The sequence below is a fragment of the Kitasatospora sp. NPDC085464 genome (assembly GCF_044541955.1).
Classification (GTDB): Bacteria; Actinomycetota; Actinomycetes; order Streptomycetales; family Streptomycetaceae; genus Kitasatospora.
On sequence record NZ_JBITTM010000002.1, the window covers coordinates 282,613 to 304,781 of the forward strand.

Genomic DNA, 22,169 nt, shown 5'->3' on the forward strand with positions numbered 1-22,169 from the left:
CTCTGACCGCTTCTTCTCGACGTCCACGACGGTAACGGCCATGTAGGTCAGGAGCTGTCCCAGTTCATCCGGCATGCTGGACGGCATGACCGACACCCCGGCCCGGCTGCTGAACCTGCTGTCCCTGCTGCAGACCCCGCGCGAGTGGCCCGGCAGCGAACTCGCCGAGCGGCTCGGCGTCAGCCCCCGGACGATCCGGCGCGACATCGACCGGCTGCGCGACCTCGGCTACCCGGTGCAGGCCATCATGGGCGCGGTCGGCGGCTACCGGCTGGTCGCGGGCACGGCGATGCCGCCGCTGCTGCTGGACGACGAGGAGGCGGTGGCCATCGCGGTCGGGCTGCGGGCGGGCGCCGGGCACGCCGTGGTCGGCATCGAGGAGGCCTCGGTCCGGGCCCTCGGCAAGCTGCTCCAGGTGCTGCCGGGCCGGCTGCGGCACCGGGTCGGCACGCTCAACAACGCCACCGTCCCGCTGCTCACCGGGGACGGCCCGACCGTCGACCCCGACGACCTCACCCTGATCGCCGGCGCCGTCACCAACCACGAACGCCTGCGCTTCGCCTACCGCTCCTACGACGGCACCGGCACCAGGCGGCTGGTCGAGCCCGAGCGGCTGGTCTCGGTCGGCCGCCGCTGGTACCTGGTCGGCTACGACCTGGACCGCGAGGACTGGCGGCTGTTCCGGGTCGACCGGCTGAGCGAGCCCTTCGCCACCGGCGCACGCTTCACCCCGCGCCCGCTGCCCGCCGAGGACGCCGCCGCGTACGTGGCAGGCAAGCTGCGCCCCGCGTCACCGAGCGGCACCGTGGTCGCCACCGTGCACGCGCCGGCCGCGCTGGTCCGGCAGCGCTTCAGGCCGGGCGACTCCGAGATCGAGCCGGTCGACGAGCACAGCTGCCGGCTGCGGTCCCGCTCCGACTCCCTGGAGTGGACGGCGGTGCGGCTGCTGTCGCTGGACCGCGCCTTCGAGGTGCACGAGCCGCCGGAGCTGCGCGAGCACCTGCGCAGGCTGGCGGCCCGCGCCGCCCACGCGGCCGGGGAGGAGACCCAGGAGGGGAGGTAGGGGGAGGGAGGGCTCAGACCCCGACCCGGTACCAGCCGTTGCCGCTGCGGAACCGGCGGCCAGCAGCCCGGGGATCGCCATCGGGTGGTCACCGTAGATGCCCTCGTCCCCGTACGCCGTCCAGATCCGGCCGTCCCGGTCGGTGACCAGCACCGCGGGCCAGGAGCCGGGCGGTGCCGCGCAGGGCTCCGGCACCACGAGGACGGCCAGTTCGCCGTCCGGTCCGACCGTCCAGGTCAGGGCCCTGCGCCCGGCCCGCCGCTCCTCCTCGGGCAGCCGCCAGACCTCGACCGGACGATCGGGTGTCGACACCGGGCCTCAGACCCCGTACTCGCCGGTCAGCAGCGCCCGGCCGAGGGTGTGGAAGGTGAGGTGGAAGCCGATCTGGGCGGCCGGGGTGTCGGCGGAGACGTCCAGCTTCTCCACGTCCAGGGCGTGCACGGCGAAGACGTAGCGGTGCGGGGCGCCGGGCGGCGGGGCCGCACCGTCGTACTTGTTGCCCGGGAAGTCGTTGCGGCCGTGGAAGGAGGCCGCACCCGGCAGGCTGTCGTCCGAGGATCCGGCGCCGCGCGGCAGCCCGGCGGTGTCGGCGGGCAGGTTGAGGGCGATCCAGTGCCACCAGCCGGAGCCGGTCGGCGCGTCCGGGTCGTAGCAGGTCACGGCGATGCTCCGGGTGCCCTCCGGCAGGCCCGACCAGGCCAGCTGCGGCGAGAGGTTGCCGCCGGCGTGGATGAACTCCCGGGCCAGCGTGCCGCCTTCGGTGACGTCCTGACTGCTCAGCTCGAAGGACGGCACCTGCGGCAGGAACTCGTAGGGCAGCGGTGGACGCTTGCTCATGGGTGGTCACCTCTCGCAGTCGGAATGACACCGGTCACTGTAATGGGGTGCACGTCCGATCCGTCCGCCCGTAGAGTCGGGTCATGGCCACCCGGATGACCCGTCTGCTCTCCGACTCCCGCACCGCGCTGTTCACGATGCTCGGCATCCAGGCCGTCATCTGGTCGGTGCAGGTGCTGAACTGGCTGGACGACTACGGGCTGTCGCGGGAGTTCGGCCTGCGCTCGGAGCAGCTCGGCGACCTGCCCGAGATGTTCACCTCGCCCTTCCTGCACTTCAGTTGGGAGCACATCGAGGCGAACTCCTGGCCGCTGTTCGTGCTCGGCTTCCTGGCCGCCGCCCGCGGCATGCAGAAGTTCCTGCTGGCCAGCCTGGTGATCATGGTGTCCGGCGGGCTGACGGTCTGGCTGCTGGAGAGCTCGAACACCGTGACGGCCGGCGCGAGCGGCATGGTCTACGGCTACCTCGGCTACGTGGTGCTGCGCGGGCTCCTCGACCGCAAGGTCCTGGACGCGGTCGTCGGCGTTGTGGTCGCGGTGCTCTACTCCTCCCTGCTGATCGGCGTGCTGCCGGTCGCACAGGGCGTCAGCTGGCTGGGCCACCTGGGCGGGCTGATCGGCGGGCTGGCCGCCGCCGTCCTGCTCCGCAACCGGACCCCCGGGCCCGTCGCCCCGGCTTCGGCTTCGGCTTCAGCCCCGAACAGCCCCGGCACCGCCCTGCTCAAGCAGCTGGACGACCTGGGCATCTGAGCCACCCGGTCGGCCCTGCCAGGTATAGACCAATCCCACCCCTGCGGCTAGCGTGAACGGCGCACCTGCCCCCAGCCCCGGAGCCGCACCGTGGAGTCGTCCGTCCTCGCCTTCGCCACCGACCTGCTCGACGAGGGCCCCGACACCTTCTTCGGCAACCTCACCGACCGCGCCGGGGTCGGCGGCGTCACCCTCGCCTCGGTCTACCACGCGGCCCGTGACGTCTTCCCGCACAACCCCCGCCGGGTGATCCGGTACCTGGAGCCGGGCGCGGCGTACTTCCGCCCCGACCCGACCGCCTGGCGGGGCCGCCGACTGGCACCCACCCCGTCCACCGCCATCGGCGAGCGCGACCCCTTCGCCGAGGCCGCCGCGCAGGCCCACCGCCGCGGCCTGAAGCTGCACGCCTGGACGGTCTTCTGCCACAACGACCGGCTCGGCTTCGCCCACCCCGACTGCGCCCCGGCCAACGCCTTCGGCGACCGCCTGCTCACCGAGCTCTGCCCGGCGAACCCGGAGGTCCGCGATTACGCGCTGACCCTGGTAGCCGAGCAGTCCCGGTACGGCGTGGACGCGATCCGGGCCGAGTCGCTGCACTTCCACGGACTGCGCCACGGCTACCACCACGAGCGCTACTTCGAGGAGCTGGGCCCCGTCGCCGAGGCCCTGCTCGGGGTCTGCTTCTGCCCGCACTGCCGCGCCGCCGCCACGGCCGCCGGCGTCCCGGCCGACGAGGCGGCCGAGGCGGTCCGCACCGAGCTGCGCCGCCGGCTGGCCGACGACTCCGCCGCCGCCGAGCCCGCCGACCTGAGCGCCCTCGCCGACGGCGCCTTCGCCGCGTACGTGGACGCCTCCGCCGCCACCGTCACCTCGCTCGCCGCCGACCTGGCCGAGCAGGCCCGCCGCCACGGCATGCGGCTGAGCTTCATGGACGGCGGCGGCCCCGGAAAGGGCTGGCTCGCCGGGATCGACCTGCCCGCCCTCGCCCGGGCCGCCGACCGGATCGAGACCCTCGGCTACGCCACGACGCCGGAGGCCGTCCGGGAGAAGGTCGCCGCGTTCGCCCTGCACGGCGTCCGCCCGCAGGACCTGGCGGTGATCCTGCGCCCGATGTCCTCCGACTGCGACGGCGCGGAGAACCTCGCCGCCAAGGTCTCCCTGCTGCGCGGACTCGGCGTCCCCGAGATCGGGTTCTACCACTACGGCCTGATGCGCCTGTCCTCCCTCGACCGGATCGGCGCCGCCCTCCGCGGCTGAGCCGTCACCGCCGCCGCTTGGACGTCCCGAACAGGCTGCGCGAGATCTCCTGCCCGAGCTGGCGCCCCGCCGAGCGGGCGAAGGACTTCACGGTCGGATTGCTCAGCAGCGACCCGAGCAGCCCGCCCACGCCCTCCTTCTCCCCCGAAGCCTTCCGGGACTCGTCGGCCTCGTGCGCCCCACGGGTCTCGGCCCCGGAGCGCTCGGGCTCCGTCGACGCCGCCTCCGGCCGGGGCGCCCGCGCCGCGAGCTTCTCGTACGCCGACTCCCGGTCGACCGCGTCCCGGTAGCGCGCCGTCAGCGGCGAGCCGTCCACGGCCGCCCGCAGCGCCCCCGCCTCGATCGGCCCCATCAGCGACTGCGGCGCCCGCAGCCTGGTCGCCGCGACGGGCGTCGGCGCGCCCTTCTCGGACAGCACGGTCACCACCGCCTCGCCGGTGCCGAGCGTGGTCAGTACCGTGCCGAGGTCGTACGAGGAGCGCGGGAAGGTCGAGACGGTGGCCTTGAGCGCCTTGGCGTCGTCCGGGGTGAAGGCGCGCAGCGCGTGCTGCACCCGGTTGCCCAACTGCGCCAGCACGTCGGACGGGACGTCCCGCGGGGTCTGGGTCACGAAGAAGATGCCGATGCCCTTGGAGCGGATCAGTCGCACGGTCTGGGTGATCGCCTCCAGGAAGGCCTTGGAGGCGCCCTTGAACAGCAGGTGCGCCTCGTCGAAGAAGAACACCAGCTTCGGCCGGTCGAGGTCGCCGACCTCGGGCAGCTCCTGGTAGAGGTCGGCGAGCAGCCACATCAGGAAGGTGGAGAACAGCCGCGGCCGGTCCTGCACCGCGGGCAGCTCCAGCACCGAGACCACGCCCTCGCCGGCCGGCGTGGTCCGCAGCAGCTCGGCGGTGTCGAACTCGGGCTCGCCGAAGAACTGCCCGGCGCCCTCGTTCTCCAGCACCGTGAGCGCCCGCAGGATCACCCCGGCGGTGGCCGCCGAGAGGCCGCCGAGGGTCTTCAGCTCCTCCTTGCCCTCGGGCGAGGCGAGGAAGGCGATCACCGCAGTCAGGTCCTTGAGGTCGTAGAGCTCCAGGCCCTTGCCGTCGGCGTAGTGGAACACCAGGCTGAGCGAGGACTCCTGGGTCTCGTTCAGGTCCAGCACCTTGCTGAGCAGCAAGGGTCCGAAGCTGGTGACGGTGGCCCTGATCGGGATGCCCGTGCCCTGCCCGCCGAGCGCGTAGAACTCGGCGGGGCGGCCCTGCGCCGCCCACTGCTGCCCGACCTCGGCGGCCCGGGCGGTGGTGCGCTCGCTCGCCGTGCCGGGCGCGGCGACGCCGGAGACGTCCCCCTTGATGTCGGCCAGGAACACCGGCACGCCCTGCGCGGAGAGCTGTTCGGCGATCAGCTGGAGGGTCTTGGTCTTGCCGGTGCCGGTGGCCCCGGCGACCAGCCCGTGCCGATTGAGGACGCCCAGCGGGATGCGCACCTGGGCGTCCGGGTACGCGGTGCCGTCCAGCAGCACCGCGCCGAGGTCGAGGGCGGGCCCGGTGAAGGCGTACCCGTCGGCGATCTCCCGGACGGCTTGCGGGGTGGGGGCGGAGGACATCGGCACACTCCTGGGCGGATCGGAACCAATCGGCACGCGTCGCCACGCACCGGCACGCACCGGCACGCATCGGATCGCATCGGATCGCGTCGGAACGCTTCGTCACCGGAACCGGAACCCGATCGACTCGAACCGGTCGACACCGGGCGATGTTCGCGACATTTCCCATCAAACAGCCGCATTCGTCCACCCGCAGTTCACACCGGTGCGCGTGGCGGCGTCGCGGCTGCTGCGTCATTCGCCGCCCAAACGGTAGGCTTTCCGTGTGATCTTCAAGCGCATCGGCAATGGGCGGCCGTACCCGGATCACGGCCGGACGAGCACCCGACAGTGGGCTGACGTCGCCCCGCGTCCGGTGCGGCTCGACCAGCTGGTGACCACCAAGGGCCAACTCGACCTCGAAACCCTGCTGGCCGAGGACTCGACCTTCTACGGGGACCTCTTCGCCCACGTGGTGAAGTGGCACGGCGACCTCTACCTGGAGGACGGGCTGCACCGGGCCGTACGGGCCGCGCTGCAGCAGCGCCAGGTGCTGCACGCCCGCGTCCTCGAAATGGAGTGACGGGCCCCCGGCACCGGGCCCGTCGGACCGGCCGCAGGCTTCCGGACCGCCCCCTCGCCGCCCGGCGGAGGGCGGTCCGCGCGTACCCCGGTACCCCCATTCGGGTACCGGGGTACTCCAGATGATGATCATTTAGTACCTTCGCAGCTGTACGGCACTACGCTGCTGACTACGGCCGCGACCAGGGGATCCGCCCGCACCCGGGGGACGCCCCTACCCGGCCGACCCGTCATCCCGACCCCGCCCCGGTACGAGGGGGAGACAAACCATGAGCATGTTGACTCCCCAAGGCCTCAAGGGGAAGCAGTACCGCGTCACCGGCAACTCCTACCCACGGCTGGGCCGGCCCCCGAAGAAGAGCCGCAAGGTGATCGCCGCGCTCGCCGGCCTGCTCGCCCTGGCCCTGATCGGCCTCGGCGGCGTGCAGCTCTACGACATCTTCACGGGCCGGAACAAGAACTCCTCCGCCCAGGCGTGCGCGACCTCCTCCGGCAAGCCGCTGGCCGCCCCCACGCCGGGCGCGACGCCGGGCGCCCCCGCGGCCTCCGGCGCGCCCGCCGCCGCCCAGGGCGACCCGCACGCCGTCCCGCAGCCCACCGCGGTCACCGTGAACATCTACAACGCCACCACCAAGGCCGGCCTGGCCGGGCGGACCGCCGAGGAGTTCAAGAAGCGCGGCTTCGTCATCGGCAAGGTCGGCAACGCCCCGGCCGAGCTGGACAAGAAGGTGCCCGGCACCGCCCAGGTGATCGCCGGCCCGACCGGCGCCGGGGCCGGCACCCTGGTCGGCTCGCAGATCGCCGGCGCCACCGTCACCGCGGACGCCCGCACCGACGCCACCGTGGACTTCGTCATCGGCGACAGCTACAACGCCCTGCTGGACGAGACCCAGGCGGCCGCCGCCCTCGCCCTGGCCACCAAGCCCTCCCCCACCCCCACGGCGGCCGGCAGCTGCTGACGCCCGGTACGGACACGGAAGGGCCCTGCGGCGCGCTGCCGCAGGGCCCTTCCCGTGGGTCCGTTCTCCGTCGGGGACTCAGCCCGCGGTGCCGTACAGCCGGTCGCCCGCGTCACCGAGGCCGGGGACGATGTAGCCGTTCTCGTTGAGCCGCTCGTCCAGGGCGGCGGTGACCACGGTGACCGGCAGGTCCGCCAGCTCCCGGCGCATCACCTCGACGCCCTCGGGGGCGGCCAGCAGCACCACGGCGGTGACGTCGGTGGCGCCGCGCTCGATCAGCATCTTGATGGCGGCGACCAGGGTGCCGCCGGTGGCCAGCATCGGGTCGAGCACGTAGACCTGGCGGCCGGAGAGGTCGTCGGGCATCCGGGTGGCGTACGTGGAGGCCTCCAGGGTCTCCTCGTTGCGCACCATGCCGAGGAAGCCGACCTCGGCGGTCGGCAGCAGGCGGGTCATCCCGTCCAGCATGCCGAGGCCGGCCCGCAGGATGGGCACCACCAGCGGGCGCGGGTAGCTGAGCCGGGTACCGAGCGTGACCGCCACGGGCGTGGTGATCTCCACCTCGTCGGTGCGGACGTCCCGGGTGGCCTCGTAGGCGAGGAGGGTCACCAGCTCGTCGGTCAGGCGACGGAAGGTCGGCGAGTCGGTGCGCTCGTCGCGCAGGGTGGAGAGCTTGTGGGCGACCAGGGGGTGGTCGACGACGTGGAGACGCATGTACCGAGGTTAGCCCGCGTCTGGACGCCTGTACGACATGCCGGGCCCGACCCGGGCGCCGGACCGGGTGACGGACCCGTGACACGCCGTGACACGGGGTGAATGTCCGGACGGAAGCGGCTGCTGTGGTATCAACCGGGCCGTTCTGGGAATGTCACGTCTTATGACGAGCAACCCGAAGGCCGGGGACGGCTCGGCGGACGAGCCCGTCGGCGGGGCGGGCCGGCGCGCGGGCCCGCCGGACGACCTCCCGGAGAGCGAGGCGGAGCGCCGCAAGCGGCGGGCCGTCTTCCTGCGCGAGCTCACCGAGGCGCGCGAGCTGCGGGAGCGGGTCCAGCCCCGCCGGACCAAGGAACGGCGGATGCGCGAGGCGATGCGGATGCGAACCTTCCGGATCTGACGGGCCTCCGAGCGGGTCCGCGGCAGGGCTCGCGGCGGGGCGGAGGCGAGGCGGAGGCGGGGCGCGATCGGCCCCGGCGGGCGTTCGGAGCAAATTTCGACCGGCTTCGGACCGTGCCGCCACGGCTCGGCCCTCCGCCGCCCGGCCCTTCCGACACGACCTGCAAAGACGCGCTGCCGAACACCCCCCGCGAGGGCGGGCTTTCTGTCACGATTCCGATGGGACGGTCCGAACAAGCGGACCGCCTCTGGCGCGGGGGCGGCCAGATTCCGCGTTGCCCGGCGCGCCGACAGCCGAGACCGATGATCTTGGGAGTGTCCCTGGTGGCGTACTTCGCTGCAGTGCTTGCTCGCACCGAGGACGGGTGGGATGTGAGCGAGACGGAGCTCGACGACGTCGAATCCCTGGCCGATCTGGCCGACCTGGCCCGCAACTCCGCGCAGGACGACGACAGCGTCCTGATCTTCATCGAACAGGAGGACTCCTGGTTCGCCGTCGTGCGCGTGGACGGTGAGGACGACCCGCGGATCTTCGTGTCGGACGGCGCCGCCGCCGCCCGCAGCTCGTACGGCTCCGTCCTCACCGACGAGCTGGTCGACCAGGCCGGCGAGAGCGAGTTCGGCGACCTGGACCACCTGCTGGACGAGGAAGCGGAGGCGCAGGCCCAGGACGACGAGGACGCCGAGCCCCGCGGCGGCGTCCCGGTCGGCCCGCTCGGCGACGCCCACCTGCTCACCGAGTTCGGCCTGGCCTCCGACGAACTGCTCGCCCTCAGCGGCGAGGGCGCGGTCCCGGGCGACGCCCTGGAGGAGATCGCCGAGGCCCTCGGCTGCGGCGAGGTCCTGGAGGCCGTCCGGTAGCGGCCGGATACCCGACACTGGATGCCATGCAGCCCGCATCCACCGCCCTGACCGTCCCGCAGGTCCCCCCACTGCCCGCCCCCGTCCGCCCCGACCCGGTCCGCGACCGCTGGGCGGCGCCGATGCGCCTCGCCATGGCCGAGGCCGCCCTGGCGCCGGCCACCGGGGACGTCCCGGTCGGGGCGCTCGTCCTGGGCCCGGACGGCGAGGTGATCGGACGCGGCCACAACGAGCGCGAGGCGGTCGGCGACCCGACCGCGCACGCCGAGGTGGTCGCGATCCGGCAGGCGGCCGCCGCCGTCGGCGAGTGGCGGCTCGGCGGTTGCACCCTGGTCGTCACCCTGGAGCCGTGCACGATGTGCGCCGGCGCCATCGTGCTCTCCCGGATCGACCGGGTGGTCTACGGCGCCCTCGACGAGAAGGCCGGCGCGGCCGGCTCGCTCTTCGACGTGATGCGCGACCGCCGGCTCAACCACCGCCCCGAGGTGATCTGGGGCGTCCTCGCCGAGGAGTGCGGCGAGCAGCTGCGGGCGTTCTTCGACATCCACCGCTGAGCCCCTCCGACGGCCCTCCCGATACGGATTTCGTTCCCGAGCCACCCGTCCGGTAGAGTTCCCCTCGGTAGCGTGTCCGAGCGGCCAAAGGAGCACGCCTCGAAAGCGTGTGTGGGGGCAACTCCACCGTGGGTTCGAATCCCACCGCTACCGCCAGAAAGCCCGAGGGCCCGTCCGATCCGGACGGGCCCTCGGCGTTTCCGCGCACCCTCGGACACGGAAGCGGCCCCGTACACCGGGCCGACGACCACCGACGCCCGGTCCGTACGGAGCCTGGAGGGGGGAGCGGCTCGGGGGGACTGACCGCTCCCCCGGCGGAGTCCCACAACCGGCGCCGCGTCGGGGGGAAGCCGCGGCGGCCGGTCCCACAGCGGGGAGCTCCGGATCCACGCACCGGGGATTCCTGCCAGATCCTCGGTACGTCATCCATCCTGCCGCCCGGCTCGCGGCCGGGCACCCGGAGAAAGGCCCCACTCGCGGGGACCTTCGTCCCGCCGGCCGAACGCGTCGCACACTTGATAGCCCGTCCGGGTGGATAAGCTGCCCCCTGCAGGCCGCTCGGGGACCGGATGACGGCGGCCCACCGCTGGGAGGAAGGTCACCCGATGGCGCAGGCGAAGAAGATCGGCATGGTCCTCCTGCTCGTCTTCGTGCTCTACTCGATCATCACGTCGCCGGCCCGCTCCGCCGAGCTCGTCCAGCTGGGGTTCGAGGGCATCTCGAACGCGGCCAAGGCGGTCGGCACCTTCATGACCGGCCTGATCAAGTAGACCGGCCCGACCCGGCGTGACCGGCCCGGGCTCCGGCCCGCACCCGACCGGCGGACGGCCGTCCGGCGGCACCGGTGCACCGGCTACGGTGGGCGGGACCCCACCCCCGTCCGCGAGGAGCGGCAATCGTGATCCGGCACCTGGTCCTGTTCAAGCTCAACGAAGGCGTCAGCAAGGACGACGAGCGCGCGCTCGCCGGCGCCAAGGCCTTCTCCGAACTCGGCGCGGTCATCCCCGAGCTGCGCGAGTGGGAGTGCAACTGGAACACCACCGAGCGGGACATCGCGTACGACTACGCGATCAACAGCCTGGTCGAGGACCGCGACGCCCTGCAGGCCTACCTGACCCACCCGGCCCACCAGGCCGCGGCGGCCCTGTGGCGCGAGTTCGCGACCTGGGTGATCGCCGACATCGAGGTCTGAGCACCCGTCCGACCCCGCCCCGTCCGGAGCCCGTCACGGGCCCTTCCCCCGGACGGACCGCGGCGCCCCGTCCGACCTCCGGGCGGGGCGCCTTGCTCTGTCCCGGAACGATCCCCGCCGTTCCCCGCCGACCGGCCGGGCGCAGGTCGAACGGCCTACCAACACACCTCTACCGGGTGCTTGCCCGACCTGCGCCCACCTTGTGATGCTATGACCGGTTTTGCCGGACATGGCGAGGTGATGAACCAGCCGCGACACCCGATCCGCAGGGCCCGCCGTTGTCGACTTTGGGAGGGGTGACGTGTCCGTGGACGAGGTGCTGGCTGCGATCATCAGCCCGGCCGGCGAGCTCCGCCCGGACGGGCTGCGCGGCCCCGGCGGGCGGCCCGTCGTGGACGTCCGGACGCTGACCCGGGTGCTGTTCGAACGGCTCGCCGAGCTGCCCCCGGACGCCCCCGAGCGGGAACGCGTCCGGGCCGCCCTGATCGAGGTGAACATCCCCCTGGTCCGCTACGCGGCCACCCGCTTCCGCAGCCGCAGCGAGCCGATGGAGGACGTCGTCCAGGTCGGCACCATCGGCCTGATCAACGCGATCGACCGCTTCGACCCCAGCCGCGGCGTCCAGTTCCCCACCTACGCGCTGCCGACCATCCTGGGCGAGATCAAGCGCTACTTCCGGGACAACGTCCGCACCATGCACGTCCCGCGCCGGCTCCAGGAGCTGTGGGTCCAGGTCAGCGGCGCGATGGAGGAGCTGACGGTGCTGCACGGGCGGGCCCCCAAGGTCCCGGAGATCGCCGCCAGCCTGCGGATCCCCGAGGAGGACGTCCGGGCCTGCCTGGACGCCGGGCGGGCCTACAACGCGGCCTCCCTGGAGGCCGCCCAGGAGCACGAGGGCGGACTCGCCCTGCTCGACCGGCTCGGCTACGAGGACGCCGCGCTGGCCGAGGTCGAACACCGCGACATGGTCCGCCACCTGCTGGTCCAACTCCCCGAGCGGGAGCGCCGGATCGTGATGCTGCGGTTCTTCGCCAACCTCACCCAGTCCCAGATCAGCACCGAGCTGGGGATGTCCCAGATGCACGTCTCCCGGCTGCTCTCCCGGATCCTCAACCGGCTTCGGACCGGCAACTCCTGGGAAGAGTGAGATTGCAGCGCGTTACCCCCGCGTGACATCTTGCGACGTTCGGGTTTGCCGTGCACCGTGTTCCGGTATGGAGGGGGGAGGGCCCCGCCGGGAACCTCCGTGCGAGGGCCCCCGTTCAACCGTCAGTCACAAGGGGGTGGGTGCATGTCCGGAGAGCTGGGCACTGCGGAGATCCACGCTGGTCACGCCAACGGCACGGCCGTCGCCGAGGACCTGATCCCGCGGCAGCGGGTCGAATCCGTCCGGCCGCCCGGCCCCGACGCGGCACCGGAGCCGCCGGCCGGCTCCGGGCTGGACACCCGGACGCTCTCCCGCTCGCTGTTCCTGCGGCTGGCCGCGCTGGAGCCCGGCAGTGCGGAGCACACGTACGTCCGCGACACCCTGATCGAGCTCAACCTGCCGCTGGTCCGGTACGCCTCGGCGCGCTTCCGCAGCCGCAACGAGCCGATGGAGGACATCGTCCAGGTCGGCACCATCGGCCTGATCAAGGCGATCGACCGCTTCGACCCGGAGCGCGGGGTGGAGTTCCCCACCTTCGCGATGCCCACCGTGGTCGGCGAGATCAAGCGCTTCTTCCGGGACACCAGCTGGTCGGTCCGGGTGCCGCGGCGGCTCCAGGAGCTGCGCCTGGCACTCACCAAGGCCGGCGACGAGCTGTCCCAGCGGCTGGACCGCTCCCCCACCGTCGCCGAGCTGGCCGCCTGCCTGGGCGTCAGCGAGGAGGACGTGGTCGAGGGCCTCGCGGTCGGCAACGCGTACACCGCCAGTTCGCTCGACTCGGGCTCCGGCGAGGAGGACAGCGACGGCCCGCTGGCCGACCGGCTCGGCTACGAGGACCTCGCGCTGGAGGGCGTCGAGTACCGGGAGTCGCTGAAGCCGCTGCTGGCCAAGCTGCCGCCGCGCGAGCGCCGGATCATCATGCTGCGGTTCTTCGGCAACCTCACCCAGTCGCAGATCGGCGAGGAGATCGGGATCTCGCAGATGCACGTCTCCCGGCTGCTCACCCGGACGCTCACCCGGCTCCGCGAGGGCCTGATCAACGAGGGCTGACCGAACCGGGCCGACCGGCGGACGTCGCTCGACGGAGGCCGAGCAGGAGGCCCAGCAGGGCCGGCAGGAGGCCCAGCAGGGGCCGAGCAGCGGGCCCGAGCAGGGGGCCCGAGCAGGGGGCCGATCGACGCGGGTCGATCGGTCCCCTCAGCTGTCGCTGCCGTCCAGCAGGTTGACGCGCAGTCCGGCCAGCACGTCGTCGTCCAGCCCGAGCCCCTCCCGCCAGAACGGTTCGAAGCCGCCCCAGCCGGCCTCGACCTCCGCGAAGGCCGCGTCCAGGTAGGCGCGGTCGGCCCGGAAGACCGGCAGGAGCAGCTCGGGCTCGCGCATCAGGCCGCGGGCCGCGAAGTCGCCCAGCACGCGCTCGACGACCGCCGCGGAGCGCTCGTTGGTGAGCAGGTAGTCGTCGAGGACCGTCGCGCGGTCCACCCCCAGGGCGGTCATCAGGAGCGCGGCGGCCCAGCCGGTGCGGTCCTTGCCCGCGGAGCAGTGGAACAGCAGCGGCGGCCCCTCCGGGGCGGCCAACAGGCGCAGCAGGGCGGCGAAGCGCTCGCGCGCCACCCGGTCCGTGACGAACCATCGGTAGAGGCCGGTCATCATCGCGCCCGCCCGGCCGTCGCCGAGCAGTGCCCGCTGCCGCTGCGCGCCGGCGTCGGACAGCGCATCCCTGATCATCACGTAGATGTCGAAGTCCGTTGCCAGCAAAGGGAAGTGGTGCAGAGCCACACCATCGGGCAGCCGGTCGCGGCCGGCCTCGCGGACCTCGTCCATGCTGCGCAGGTCCACCACCCGGCGCAGGCCCAACTCGGCCAGCGGGCCGAGGTCTTCGGCGGTGACGTGGTTCAGGCCGTCACTGCGCAGGGCCACTCCGCGGCGCAGGATCCGTCCGTCGGCCGCCCGGTAGCCGCCCAGATCCCGTGCGTTCACCGCGCCGCGCAGACCGAGGCTGCGCCCGACCGACTCCGTTCCGCCCCCCTCCGGCGCCGAATTCCGTGCGTTCACGATTCTTCCGGACCGGGTCTGCCGATCGGTCACGCGCACCTCCATTGCATATTCGGACTGTCACATGGCACAGCGGTGCCCGATATTGCATGAACCTGCCCAATGGACCGGGGAGATGTGCAAGAGTGTCATGCGCAACGACGACAGTGTAGGTGTCCCACCCACCCCATCGGGCCACACCGTCGGTAACCACCTGTAGCGCTCAGCTTCCGGTTTTTCATTTTCAATTCATTATTTGCGCCACCGGTCCGGTTCCGGTCACAATCAGCGCCTTCATGGCAACGCCATGAACGTTGGTAACAGGTTCGCTGCACTCTCGCCCATTTGGTCCCTCGCACGGCCGACCCTCGACCAGGATGGGCGCCGGGCAGCCTGCTGCCCGCGAACAGCTACACGGGCAGGCGAGCGCCGAGCAGCGCGTTGCCTGGCCCAAGGGGAGGATCAACCATGGGTCGAGCGACCCGAAGAGTCGCCGCGTGCGCGGCGGCAGTCCTGCTGGCCGGCGGCCTGCAGACCACCCTGGCCTTTGGCGACACCACGCCGCCCAGGATCGACCTCACCATCCTGGTCGTCGACGACGGCGGTCCCTCGGTCGCGGCCATCACCGCCGAGCTCAAGAGCCAGGGCACGCCGTACAAGGTCGTCAGCCTCAATGACCCCAACCGTCCCGTGATCAACGCGGCTTTCCTGAGCGACACGGTGAACGGCCAGCCGCGCGGGAAGTTCCAGGGCATCGTGCTGCCCAACGAAAACCCCTTCCCCAACAGCGCGGCCGAGATGACGGCCATCGCGAGCTACGAAGCCGCTTTCAACGTCCGTCAGATCGACGCGTACACGTGGGCCAGTCCGGCGGTGGGGCTGAACTACGCACAGAATCCCGGATTCGTCGGCACTCTCGACGGATTCCAGGGCGCCACCACCGCGGCCGGAACGTCGGGATCGTTCGGGTACCTCAAGGGCAGCGTCCCGTTCGAGGACAACGACCCGAGCGTCAGCGAGAGCTACGGCTACCTCGCCACCCCGCTCGCGAGCCTCCCGGCCGGCGCCTCCTTCGTCCCGCTGGTCGACGCGCCGATACCCGGCGGCACCTCGCGCGGGTCGCTGGTCGGCGAGTACACCCACGACGGCCGCAAGGAACTGGTCGTCACGTTCGTCTACAACCAGTACCAGCAGCAGTACCGCCTGCTCGCCCGCGGCATGGTCGACTGGATCACCCAGGGCGTCCACCTCGGCTACGACCGCAACTACTTCGCGGCCCACGTCGACGACGTCTTCCTGGCCGACGACCGCTGGGACACCACGCTGAAGTGCACCCCCGGCGACGTCACCTGCCCGCCCGGCACCCCGGACACCGCGAACCCGATCCGGATGACCCAGGCGGACGCCCAGTACCTCAAGCAGTGGCAGACCGCCAACAACTTCACCCTGGACATGGTGTTCAACGGTGGCGGCAGCGAGGACTGGAAGGCCGACCACGAGACCACCGTGGACCCCACGGCGAGCCAGATGATCGCCGACCAGAACAGCTACCGCTGGGTCAACCACACGTACACCCACCCGTACCTGGGCTGCGTCCAGGACGTCTCGGTGGTGCCGTGGAAGTGCACCAAGGACGCCGCGGGCAACACGGTCTGGACCGACCAGAACACCGTCTCCAGCCAGATCAAGAACAACTTCGACTGGGCCAGGACCAACGGCCTGAACGTCGACCCGCAGGTCCTGGTCACCGGCGAGCACTCCGGTCTGCTGACCGCCCCGCAGGAAACCAGCGACAACCCGTACCTGGCCCCGGCGCTGGCCGCCAACGGCATCAAGTTCACCGGCAGCGACGCCTCCCGCGAGCCCGCCCAGCGGGCCGTCGGCTCCTCGACGCTGACCGTGCCGCGGTACCCGATGAACGTCTTCTACAACGCCGGCACGGCGAAGGAGGAGACCGACGAGTACAACTGGATCTACACCAGCGCGGCCAACGGCGGCAGCGGCGTCTGTGAGAACAACGCCAACTCGACCTGCCTGCCGGCGCCGCTGGACGTCAACACCGGCTTCCAGTCGTACATCGTTCCGCTGGAGGCCCGGATCGACCTCGGCCACGTGCTGAACAACGACCCGCGGCCGCACTTCATCCACCAGTCGAACCTGTCCGAGGACAAGATCCTCTACCCGGTGCTGGAGAAGATCCTCGGCACCTACCGGTCGCTGCACGCCGACAACACCCCGATCGTGAACCTCGGCGAGCGCGAGATCGGCCAGGAGTTCCAGAAGCGCGCGGCCTGGAACGCGGCCGTCGCCGCCGGCAAGGTCACCGCCTACCGGGTCGGCAACACCGTCACGGTCAGCGCGCCGTCCGGTGTTCAGGTCCAGGCCACCATGCCGACCGGCACTTCTCAGAAGCTGGTCATCGGATCGACCGGGTTCGGTTCGTCCTACGCCGGTACGCTCTCCGGCTGGGTGTCCCCGGGCTCCCTGCAGAGCAACGTCACCCTGCAGCTCCCGTCCGCTCCGGCCGCCCCGGCCGCGGTGGCGCCGAGCGTCGCGGCCAAGTCCGTCCCGGCCGCGGTGCCGGCGGACAAGAAGGTCGTCCCGCAGGGCGTCGCCACTCCGGTCCCGGTGGGCCCGAGCGACATCACCCGCAAGCCGGCGCCGTCCCTGGTGCCCGGCAGCGGGACCCCGGTGCCCGGCAAGGGCGTGACCACTGATAACAACGGTCACGGCGGCAAGGGCGCGGCGAACAGCGGCAAGGCCTCCGGGGGGACGGCCACGCCGAGCAGCACCGCCGGACGCTCCGGCAAGCGGTAACCCGTAACACCCGCCGGCGGGGTCGGACCGGGCGACCGGCCCGACCCCGCCACGGCTCCCGTTCCGGCCACCCAGGCCGGAACCTACGCAAGAACAGGAGGGGGGACAGGAATGCGCGTCACCCTGCTCACCGAGGGGACGTATCCGCACCAGCACGGCGGCGTGAGCGTCTGGTGCGACCAGCTCGTTCAAGGCATGCCGGACGTCGACTTCGACGTCATCGCCGTCACCGGAACCGGCCACGAAGCACTGGCCTGGGAGTTGCCCGCCAACGTCAAGTCGGTCACGACCGCTCCGCTGTGGGGCCCGGCCTCCGAGGCCAGGGCACCCCGCGGCAAGGAGCTGCGGCGCTTCCTCAACGCGTACGAGCGCTTCCTGCACTCCATCCTCGACCCGGTCTACACCACGCACTTCGGCACCGAGCTGTACGGCTTCGCCGACCTCGCCCGGCGCGGGCTGCTCAGCCCGGCGCTGCGCAGCGAGCGCGCCCTGCGCACCCTGCAGCACGTGTGGACCCGGGACTACCTGCCCACCGCCGTCTCGCGGCCCACCCTGCACGACGCGCTGAACGCGACCGACCTGCTGGAGCACGCCCTGCGGCCGCTCGCGGTCGAGCCGCCGAAGGAGGGCGTCGCGCACGCGGCCAGCGGCGGCCTCGCCACCCTGCCCGGGCTGATCGCCGCCCAGCAGTACGGCGTACCGTTTCTGCTCACCGAGCACGGCATCTACCTGCGCGAGCGCTACCTCGGCTACCGCACCGGCCCGTACCGCTGGCCGGTCAAGGCGCTGCTGCTCGGCTTCTACCGGATGCTCGCCGAGGAGAGCTACCGGGTGGCGGCGCTGGTCACCCCCGGCAACCGGTACAACCGGCGCTGGGAGGAGCGCGGCGGCACGCCGTCCGCGCACATCCGCACCGTCTACAACGGGGTCGACCCGGCGGCCTTCCCGCCGGCCGGCCCCGAGCCCGACACCCCGACCCTCAGCTGGGCCGGCCGGGTCGACCCGATCAAGGACCTGGAGACGCTGATCCGGGCCTTCGCCATCGTCCACCGCGAGATCCCCGAGGCGCGACTGCGGCTCTTCGGGGGCACTCCCAAGGGCGGCGAAGCGTACCGGGACGGCTGCATAGCCCTGGCCGCCGAGCTCGGCATATCCGAGTCGGTGGCCTTCGAGGGCCGCGTCGCCGACATCACCGACGCGTACGCGGCGGGCAACGTGGTCATGCTCTCCAGCATCAGCGAGGGCTTCCCGTTCACCCTGATCGAGGCGATGTCCTGCGGCCGCGCGACCGTCTCCACCGACGTCGGCGGCGTCCGCGAGGCCGTCGGCGACACCGGTCTGGTCGTCCCGCCGCGCGAGCCCGAGCCGATGGCGGCCGCCGCGATCGAGCTGCTGCGCGACGCCGAACGGCGCGCCCGGCTCGGCGAGGGGGCCCGGCTGCGGGTGATCGAGCAGTTCACGCTGCGCCAGAACATCGACGGCTTCCGCGGCATCTACACCGAACTCCTGGGCACCTCCCGCTGGATGCCCGGCGGCATGGTGGCCGTCACCGACCAGGCCCCCAGCCCCGACTGGGGCCAGCAGCTGACCTCCTCCCGGCCCGAGCCGAGCGAGGTGGGCGCGTGAGCGAGCGAAGCATGGGGGTCCCCCCGGCCGAAGGCTGGGGGAGAACCATCAAGAGGTGCGTGTCCCGCGAAGCGGCCGCCGAGCGCTGCGAGGTGGACGCATGAGCGAGCGAAGCGAGAGAACCATCAAGAGGTGCGTGTCCCGCGAAGCGGCCGCCGAGCGCTGCGAGGTGGGCGCGTGAGCGAGCGAAGCGAGAGAACCATCAAGAGGTGCGTGTCCCGCGAAGCGGCCGCCGAGCGCTGCGAGGTGGACGCATGAGCGGTCCTCTGAGACTGGTTCCGGACGAGGGCGGCTCCGAGCGGACGATGCAGCTGCGCACGCTGCCGCTCAAGCTCCGCCGTCCCGCCCCGACGGACCCCGAGCCCGGGCCCGAGCAGCAGCTCGGCCTCTCCGCGGACCCGCTCGACGAACTCGCCGAGCGCCTGCGGGACGTCTGCGCCGACGCCGTCCACCCGTACGAGATCGCGGCCTTCCTGGAGTCCGACGGTCTCTCGGACGAGCAGGCGGCGCTGCTGTACGGCCGCCCCGACGCGTTCACCGTCGCCGAGGAGCTGTTCGAGAAGGTCGAGCGCCGCTACCCCGGTCCGAGCTCCGAGTTCGCCAACCCCTGGCGGGCCGACCCCTGGCGCTGCGTGGTGCGCGGCCTGGTGTTCGCCCTGCCCGGCCTCGGCTACCTGCTCGGCGCCAACCTGTTCGCGACCACCCGGATGCGCTTCGGGCTGCCCTCGGGCATGCTCGCGCTGTCGATCGCCACGCTGGTCAGCTGGGGCTTCAACCAGGCCCTGGCGCACCGCGCGTACCGCTGGCTGAGCCGGCTGCGCCGCCGGGAGGCCGCGGTCTGCCTGGCGGTCGGCGCACCGCTCGGCGCGCTGATCGCGGCCGCTGCCGCGTACGTGGTGGGCGGGCCGCTCGGGGCGTTGTGCTTCGCCGCCGGGCAGTCCTGCTACCTGGCGGCGGCCACCGTGCTACTGGTGCTCGGGCGGGAGAAGTTCCTGCTGCTGGCGCTGGCCCCGGCCTCGGTCGGCGCGGGCGTGGTGCTGGCGACGGACGTCCCGCAAGCGGTGCGTACGGTCGTGCTGCTCGCCTCGGTGCTGCTGGCCGTCGGGCTGGCCGTCCGGGAGCTGTTCCTCTGCGTCCGCCGGGGCGAACGGGAGTCCGTGGCGCTCAAGCTGCCGCTCCGCCAGGAGGTCCCGCACCTGCTGTTCGGCCTGGCCTGCGGCGCGCTCACGCTGATCGCCGGCCTGGGCACGACCATCCACCAGGCCGTGCAGACCGGCGGCCACGCCCCGCAGGGGGCGGCGACCGCCCCGACCGGACCGGCCATGATCGCGCTGACGCTCAGTCTCGGCCTCGCCGAGTGGCTGCTCTTCCGCTACCGGGCGATGGCCGTGGCCGCCCTGCGCACCAGCCACACCACCGGCCAGTTCACCCGCCGCACCGGCGGGATCCTGCTCGGCTGCCTCTTCATCTACCTCACCACCGTGGCCGCGCTGGACGCCGCCGCGACCGTGCTGTGGCCCGGCGCCCCCGCGCTCGGCGTGCCGCAGCTCGGCGCGATGCTGCTCCTCGGCGGCTCGCTCTGGCTGGCGCTGCTGCTGAACGCCTTCGGGTTCAGCTGGAGCACCGCCCTCATCTGTCTGGCCGCCGCGGGTGCCGAGAGCACCGGGCTGCTGACCGGTGTGGATCCGATCGTCCTGCAGCTCATCGGCTGCGGGGCGGCCGCCGTCGTCCTCACCTCCATCGCCGGGCCCGCGCTCGGCCGCACCACCCAGCACCGCTGAACCACTTCCGAATCACACCGAAAATCCCGCACGCCTCCTTGCGTGCACCGTCGTACCCGTTTGACCCGAAACACCCACCCTGACCAACCGGCGGCCGACCACCACAGAGCGTCCGGCCCGCCACGGCAGATCGAGAAAGCGAACCCCGCATGAGCAGCGTCGCGGTTACCGGAGCCGAGGGCTTCATCGGCTCCCACCTCGTCGAGACCCTGGTCGCCGACGGGCACCACGTCCGCGCGATGGTCCAGTACAACTCCTTCTCCTCCTTCGGGTGGCTGGAGACCCTGTCCGAGGAGGTGCTGGACTCGGTCGAGATCATCCTCGGCGACGTCCGGGACCCGGGCTCGGTCAACGGCCTGGTCAAGGGCACCGAGGCGGTCTACCACCTGGCCGCCCTGATCGCGATCCCGTACTCCTACCGCGCCCCCCACTCGTACGTGGACACCAACGTCACCGGCACCCTGAACGTGCTGGAGGCGGTGCGCCACCTGGAGATCCCGCGCCTGGTCCACACCTCCACCAGCGAGACCTACGGCACCGCGCAGACCGTGCCGATCACCGAGGACCACCCGATCAACACCCAGTCCCCGTACGCGGCCTCCAAGGCCGGCGGGGACCGGCTGGCCGACAGCTACCACGCCAGCTTCGAGACCCCGGTCGTCACGCTGCGCCCGTTCAACACCTTCGGCCCGCGGCAGTCGATGCGCGCCGTCATCCCGACCGTGATCGCCCAGGTCGCGGCCGGCCAGACCGAGATCACCCTCGGCGACCTGCGCCCGACCCGCGACTTCATGTTCGTCAAGGACACCGCCAACGCGTTCCGCACGGTCGGCACCGCGTCCGCCGAGTCGGTGGTCGGCCGGACCTTCAACGCCGGTACCGGCGGCGAGATCTCGGTCGGCGACCTGGTCACCCTGGTCGGCAAGCTGATGGGTGTCGACCTGGTGGTGAAGGAGGACGAGCAGCGCATCCGTCCGACCAACTCCGAGGTCATGCGCCTGGTCGCGGACGCGACCCGGCTGCGCGAGGCCACCGGCTGGGCACCGCAGTTCAGCCTGGAGCAGGGCCTGGAGCAGACCATCGAGTTCTTCCGCGACCCGGCGAACCTGGCGCGCTACAAGACCGACATCTACAACGTCTGACCGCCTTCGCGTTCATGCTCGTCCTGGTAACCAAGGTTCGTGTACTGCACATCCTTTCCGTGGGGGAAACACCATGCATGCAGTGATCCTGGCCGGCGGCAAGGGCGTTCGTCTCCGCCCCTACACCACCGCGCTTCCCAAGCCGCTCGTTCCGATCGGCGACCAGCACGCGATCCTGGAGATCGTGATGCGCCAGCTCGCCGCGGCGGGCTTCCAGTCCGTCACCCTGGCCATCGGCCACCTCGGCCACATCATCCGCGCGTACGTCGGCAACGGCTCCCAGTGGGGCCTGCGGGTCGGCTACGCCGTCGAGGACAGCCCGCTCGGCACCATGGGCCCGCTGCTCACCATGCAGGACCGCCTGCCCGAGCACTTCCTGGTGATGAACGGCGACATCCTCACCGACCTGGACTTCGCCGGGGTGCTCAAGCACCACGAGGCGTCCGGTGCCCCGCTGACCATCGCCACCTACGCCCGCCAGGTCAAGATCGACTTCGGCGTGCTGACCACCGACTCCGGCGCGATCACCGGCTTCCAGGAGAAGCCCAGCATCGACTACCGCGTCTCGATGGGCGTGTACGGCGTCTCGCGCTCGGCGCTCGCCAAGTACACCCCCGGCCTGCCGCTGGGCTTCGACGAGCTGGTGCTGGACCTCCTGGCCGCGAAGACCCCGCCGGCCTCGTACGAGTTCGGCGGCTACTGGCTCGACATCGGCCGCCCCGACGACTACGACCGGGCCAACGCCGAGTTCTCGACCATCCGCCCGGTCCTGATGCCCTTCGAGTCGGCCGGTGTCGCACCGGGCGTCGCGGAGCTGCCGATCCCGGCCGCCCGCACCGCCGCGAGCGACTCCGCCGACGAGCCCGCCGCCGCGGGCGCCGAGAGTGACGG

The 22,169-nt window shown here is 72.1% G+C and carries 20 protein-coding genes, 1 tRNA gene and 1 pseudogene; 18 read left to right on the forward strand and 4 right to left on the reverse strand.

The window, feature by feature from the left end; translation table 11 throughout:
• Positions 1 to 85 precede the first annotated feature (85 nt).
• The gene (locus ACIGG8_RS02970) at positions 86 to 1,063 is read left to right on the forward strand and encodes a helix-turn-helix transcriptional regulator (RefSeq protein ID WP_396545172.1); all 978 of its coding nucleotides are present in this window, start codon (positions 86 to 88) and stop codon (positions 1,061 to 1,063) included.
• Positions 1,064 to 1,381: 318 nt separating this feature from the next.
• Here ACIGG8_RS02970 and ACIGG8_RS02975 read toward each other — a convergent pair whose 3' ends face one another.
• On the reverse strand, positions 1,382 to 1,900 hold the full coding sequence (locus ACIGG8_RS02975) for a YbhB/YbcL family Raf kinase inhibitor-like protein (RefSeq protein ID WP_396545174.1): 519 nt from the start codon (positions 1,898 to 1,900) through the stop codon (positions 1,382 to 1,384).
• 83 nt (positions 1,901 to 1,983) lie between these two features.
• Here ACIGG8_RS02975 and ACIGG8_RS02980 point away from each other — a divergent pair, with 83 nt between their 5' ends.
• Together ACIGG8_RS02980 and ACIGG8_RS02985 are read left to right on the forward strand one after the other, a co-directional pair.
• Entirely contained in the window at positions 1,984 to 2,649 is a 666-nt protein-coding gene (locus ACIGG8_RS02980) for a rhomboid family intramembrane serine protease (RefSeq protein ID WP_396545176.1), read from the forward strand.
• Between the two features lie 90 nt (positions 2,650 to 2,739).
• Entirely contained in the window at positions 2,740 to 3,906 is a 1,167-nt protein-coding gene (locus ACIGG8_RS02985; RefSeq protein ID WP_396545178.1) for a hypothetical protein, read from the forward strand.
• 4 nt (positions 3,907 to 3,910) lie between these two features.
• Here ACIGG8_RS02985 and ACIGG8_RS02990 read toward each other — a convergent pair whose 3' ends face one another.
• Positions 3,911 to 5,494, reverse strand: coding sequence for a helicase HerA-like domain-containing protein (locus ACIGG8_RS02990; RefSeq protein WP_396545180.1), 1,584 nt, complete (start codon positions 5,492 to 5,494; stop codon positions 3,911 to 3,913).
• A gap of 265 nt (positions 5,495 to 5,759) precedes the next feature.
• Between ACIGG8_RS02990 and ACIGG8_RS02995 the strand changes: the two genes are divergently transcribed.
• Together ACIGG8_RS02995 and ACIGG8_RS03000 are read left to right on the forward strand one after the other, a co-directional pair.
• Entirely contained in the window at positions 5,760 to 6,056 is a 297-nt protein-coding gene (locus ACIGG8_RS02995) for a type II toxin-antitoxin system VapB family antitoxin (protein ID WP_030061387.1), read from the forward strand.
• Positions 6,057 to 6,324: 268 nt separating this feature from the next.
• Positions 6,325 to 7,014 (forward strand): LytR C-terminal domain-containing protein, encoded by a 690-nt coding sequence (locus ACIGG8_RS03000; protein WP_396545182.1) that lies wholly within the window; start codon positions 6,325 to 6,327, stop codon positions 7,012 to 7,014.
• Positions 7,015 to 7,092: 78 nt separating this feature from the next.
• Here the strand turns inward: ACIGG8_RS03000 and upp are convergent, their stop codons facing one another.
• Positions 7,093 to 7,728, reverse strand: coding sequence for a uracil phosphoribosyltransferase (gene upp / locus ACIGG8_RS03005; protein ID WP_350506235.1), 636 nt, complete (start codon positions 7,726 to 7,728; stop codon positions 7,093 to 7,095).
• A 163-nt stretch (positions 7,729 to 7,891) separates the two neighbouring features.
• Here upp and ACIGG8_RS03010 point away from each other — a divergent pair, with 163 nt between their 5' ends.
• From ACIGG8_RS03010 to ACIGG8_RS03045, 8 genes are all read left to right on the forward strand, one after another.
• Positions 7,892 to 8,128, forward strand: a complete 237-nt coding sequence (locus tag ACIGG8_RS03010) for a hypothetical protein (protein WP_396545184.1) — start codon at positions 7,892 to 7,894, stop codon at positions 8,126 to 8,128.
• 302 nt (positions 8,129 to 8,430) lie between these two features.
• Positions 8,431 to 8,988 carry a tRNA adenosine deaminase-associated protein gene (locus ACIGG8_RS03015; RefSeq protein WP_396545186.1) on the forward strand — a complete coding sequence of 186 codons (558 nt, stop codon included), beginning with the start codon at positions 8,431 to 8,433 and terminating at the stop codon, positions 8,986 to 8,988.
• Between the two features lie 26 nt (positions 8,989 to 9,014).
• Positions 9,015 to 9,542, forward strand: coding sequence for a tRNA adenosine(34) deaminase TadA (tadA, locus tag ACIGG8_RS03020; protein WP_396545188.1), 528 nt, complete (start codon positions 9,015 to 9,017; stop codon positions 9,540 to 9,542).
• Between the two features lie 66 nt (positions 9,543 to 9,608).
• Positions 9,609 to 9,698, forward strand: a tRNA-Ser gene (locus ACIGG8_RS03025).
• Between the two features lie 449 nt (positions 9,699 to 10,147).
• Positions 10,148 to 10,312, forward strand: coding sequence for a hypothetical protein (locus ACIGG8_RS03030; RefSeq protein ID WP_350519723.1), 165 nt, complete (start codon positions 10,148 to 10,150; stop codon positions 10,310 to 10,312).
• A 128-nt stretch (positions 10,313 to 10,440) separates the two neighbouring features.
• Positions 10,441 to 10,734, forward strand: a complete 294-nt coding sequence (locus ACIGG8_RS03035; protein ID WP_350519722.1) for a Dabb family protein — start codon at positions 10,441 to 10,443, stop codon at positions 10,732 to 10,734.
• Positions 10,735 to 11,041: 307 nt separating this feature from the next.
• Entirely contained in the window at positions 11,042 to 11,881 is an 840-nt protein-coding gene (locus ACIGG8_RS03040) for an RNA polymerase sigma factor SigF (RefSeq protein WP_396545244.1), read from the forward strand.
• 144 nt (positions 11,882 to 12,025) lie between these two features.
• Positions 12,026 to 12,931: an RNA polymerase sigma factor SigF gene (locus ACIGG8_RS03045; protein ID WP_396545190.1), complete on the forward strand. Its 906-nt coding sequence runs from the start codon at positions 12,026 to 12,028 to the stop codon at positions 12,929 to 12,931.
• Between the two features lie 147 nt (positions 12,932 to 13,078).
• Here the strand turns inward: ACIGG8_RS03045 and ACIGG8_RS03050 are convergent, their stop codons facing one another.
• Positions 13,079 to 13,858, reverse strand: a complete 780-nt coding sequence (locus ACIGG8_RS03050; RefSeq protein WP_396545192.1) for a tyrosine-protein phosphatase — start codon at positions 13,856 to 13,858, stop codon at positions 13,079 to 13,081.
• A gap of 522 nt (positions 13,859 to 14,380) precedes the next feature.
• Here ACIGG8_RS03050 and ACIGG8_RS03055 point away from each other — a divergent pair.
• The 5 genes and pseudogenes from ACIGG8_RS03055 to ACIGG8_RS03075 form a co-directional block, all read left to right on the forward strand.
• Positions 14,381 to 16,729 carry a hypothetical protein gene (locus ACIGG8_RS03055; RefSeq protein WP_396545194.1) on the forward strand — a complete coding sequence of 783 codons (2,349 nt, stop codon included), beginning with the start codon at positions 14,381 to 14,383 and terminating at the stop codon, positions 16,727 to 16,729.
• A 111-nt stretch (positions 16,730 to 16,840) separates the two neighbouring features.
• Positions 16,841 to 18,355 (forward strand): GT4 family glycosyltransferase PelF, encoded by a 1,515-nt coding sequence (pelF, locus tag ACIGG8_RS03060; protein ID WP_396545196.1) that lies wholly within the window; start codon positions 16,841 to 16,843, stop codon positions 18,353 to 18,355.
• Between the two features lie 254 nt (positions 18,356 to 18,609).
• The gene (locus tag ACIGG8_RS03065) at positions 18,610 to 20,136 is read left to right on the forward strand and encodes a hypothetical protein (RefSeq protein WP_350519717.1); all 1,527 of its coding nucleotides are present in this window, start codon (positions 18,610 to 18,612) and stop codon (positions 20,134 to 20,136) included.
• A 149-nt stretch (positions 20,137 to 20,285) separates the two neighbouring features.
• Positions 20,286 to 21,278 carry an SDR family NAD(P)-dependent oxidoreductase gene (locus ACIGG8_RS03070; protein ID WP_350519716.1) on the forward strand — a complete coding sequence of 331 codons (993 nt, stop codon included), beginning with the start codon at positions 20,286 to 20,288 and terminating at the stop codon, positions 21,276 to 21,278.
• A 73-nt stretch (positions 21,279 to 21,351) separates the two neighbouring features.
• A pseudogene (locus tag ACIGG8_RS03075) lies at positions 21,352 to 22,053 on the forward strand (NDP-sugar synthase); the annotation flags it as partial.
• Positions 22,054 to 22,169: the final 116 nt, after the last annotated feature.

Coding starts and splice junctions, on each gene's coding strand:
- ACIGG8_RS02970 (WP_396545172.1), top strand. CDS start 86: ATGACCGACACCCCGGCCCGGCTGCTGAACCTGCTGTCCCTGCTGCAG.
- ACIGG8_RS02975 (WP_396545174.1), bottom strand. CDS start 1,900: ATGAGCAAGCGTCCACCGCTGCCCTACGAGTTCCTGCCGCAGGTGCCG.
- ACIGG8_RS02980 (WP_396545176.1), top strand. CDS start 1,984: ATGGCCACCCGGATGACCCGTCTGCTCTCCGACTCCCGCACCGCGCTG.
- ACIGG8_RS02990 (WP_396545180.1), bottom strand. CDS start 5,494: ATGTCCTCCGCCCCCACCCCGCAAGCCGTCCGGGAGATCGCCGACGGG.
- ACIGG8_RS03000 (WP_396545182.1), top strand. CDS start 6,325: ATGAGCATGTTGACTCCCCAAGGCCTCAAGGGGAAGCAGTACCGCGTC.
- upp (WP_350506235.1), bottom strand. CDS start 7,728: ATGCGTCTCCACGTCGTCGACCACCCCCTGGTCGCCCACAAGCTCTCC.
- ACIGG8_RS03010 (WP_396545184.1), top strand. CDS start 7,892: ATGACGAGCAACCCGAAGGCCGGGGACGGCTCGGCGGACGAGCCCGTC.
- ACIGG8_RS03015 (WP_396545186.1), top strand. CDS start 8,431: ATGATCTTGGGAGTGTCCCTGGTGGCGTACTTCGCTGCAGTGCTTGCT.
- tadA (WP_396545188.1), top strand. CDS start 9,015: ATGCAGCCCGCATCCACCGCCCTGACCGTCCCGCAGGTCCCCCCACTG.
- ACIGG8_RS03030 (WP_350519723.1), top strand. CDS start 10,148: ATGGCGCAGGCGAAGAAGATCGGCATGGTCCTCCTGCTCGTCTTCGTG.
- ACIGG8_RS03045 (WP_396545190.1), top strand. CDS start 12,026: ATGTCCGGAGAGCTGGGCACTGCGGAGATCCACGCTGGTCACGCCAAC.
- ACIGG8_RS03055 (WP_396545194.1), top strand. CDS start 14,381: ATGGGTCGAGCGACCCGAAGAGTCGCCGCGTGCGCGGCGGCAGTCCTG.
- pelF (WP_396545196.1), top strand. CDS start 16,841: ATGCGCGTCACCCTGCTCACCGAGGGGACGTATCCGCACCAGCACGGC.
- ACIGG8_RS03065 (WP_350519717.1), top strand. CDS start 18,610: ATGAGCGGTCCTCTGAGACTGGTTCCGGACGAGGGCGGCTCCGAGCGG.
- ACIGG8_RS03070 (WP_350519716.1), top strand. CDS start 20,286: ATGAGCAGCGTCGCGGTTACCGGAGCCGAGGGCTTCATCGGCTCCCAC.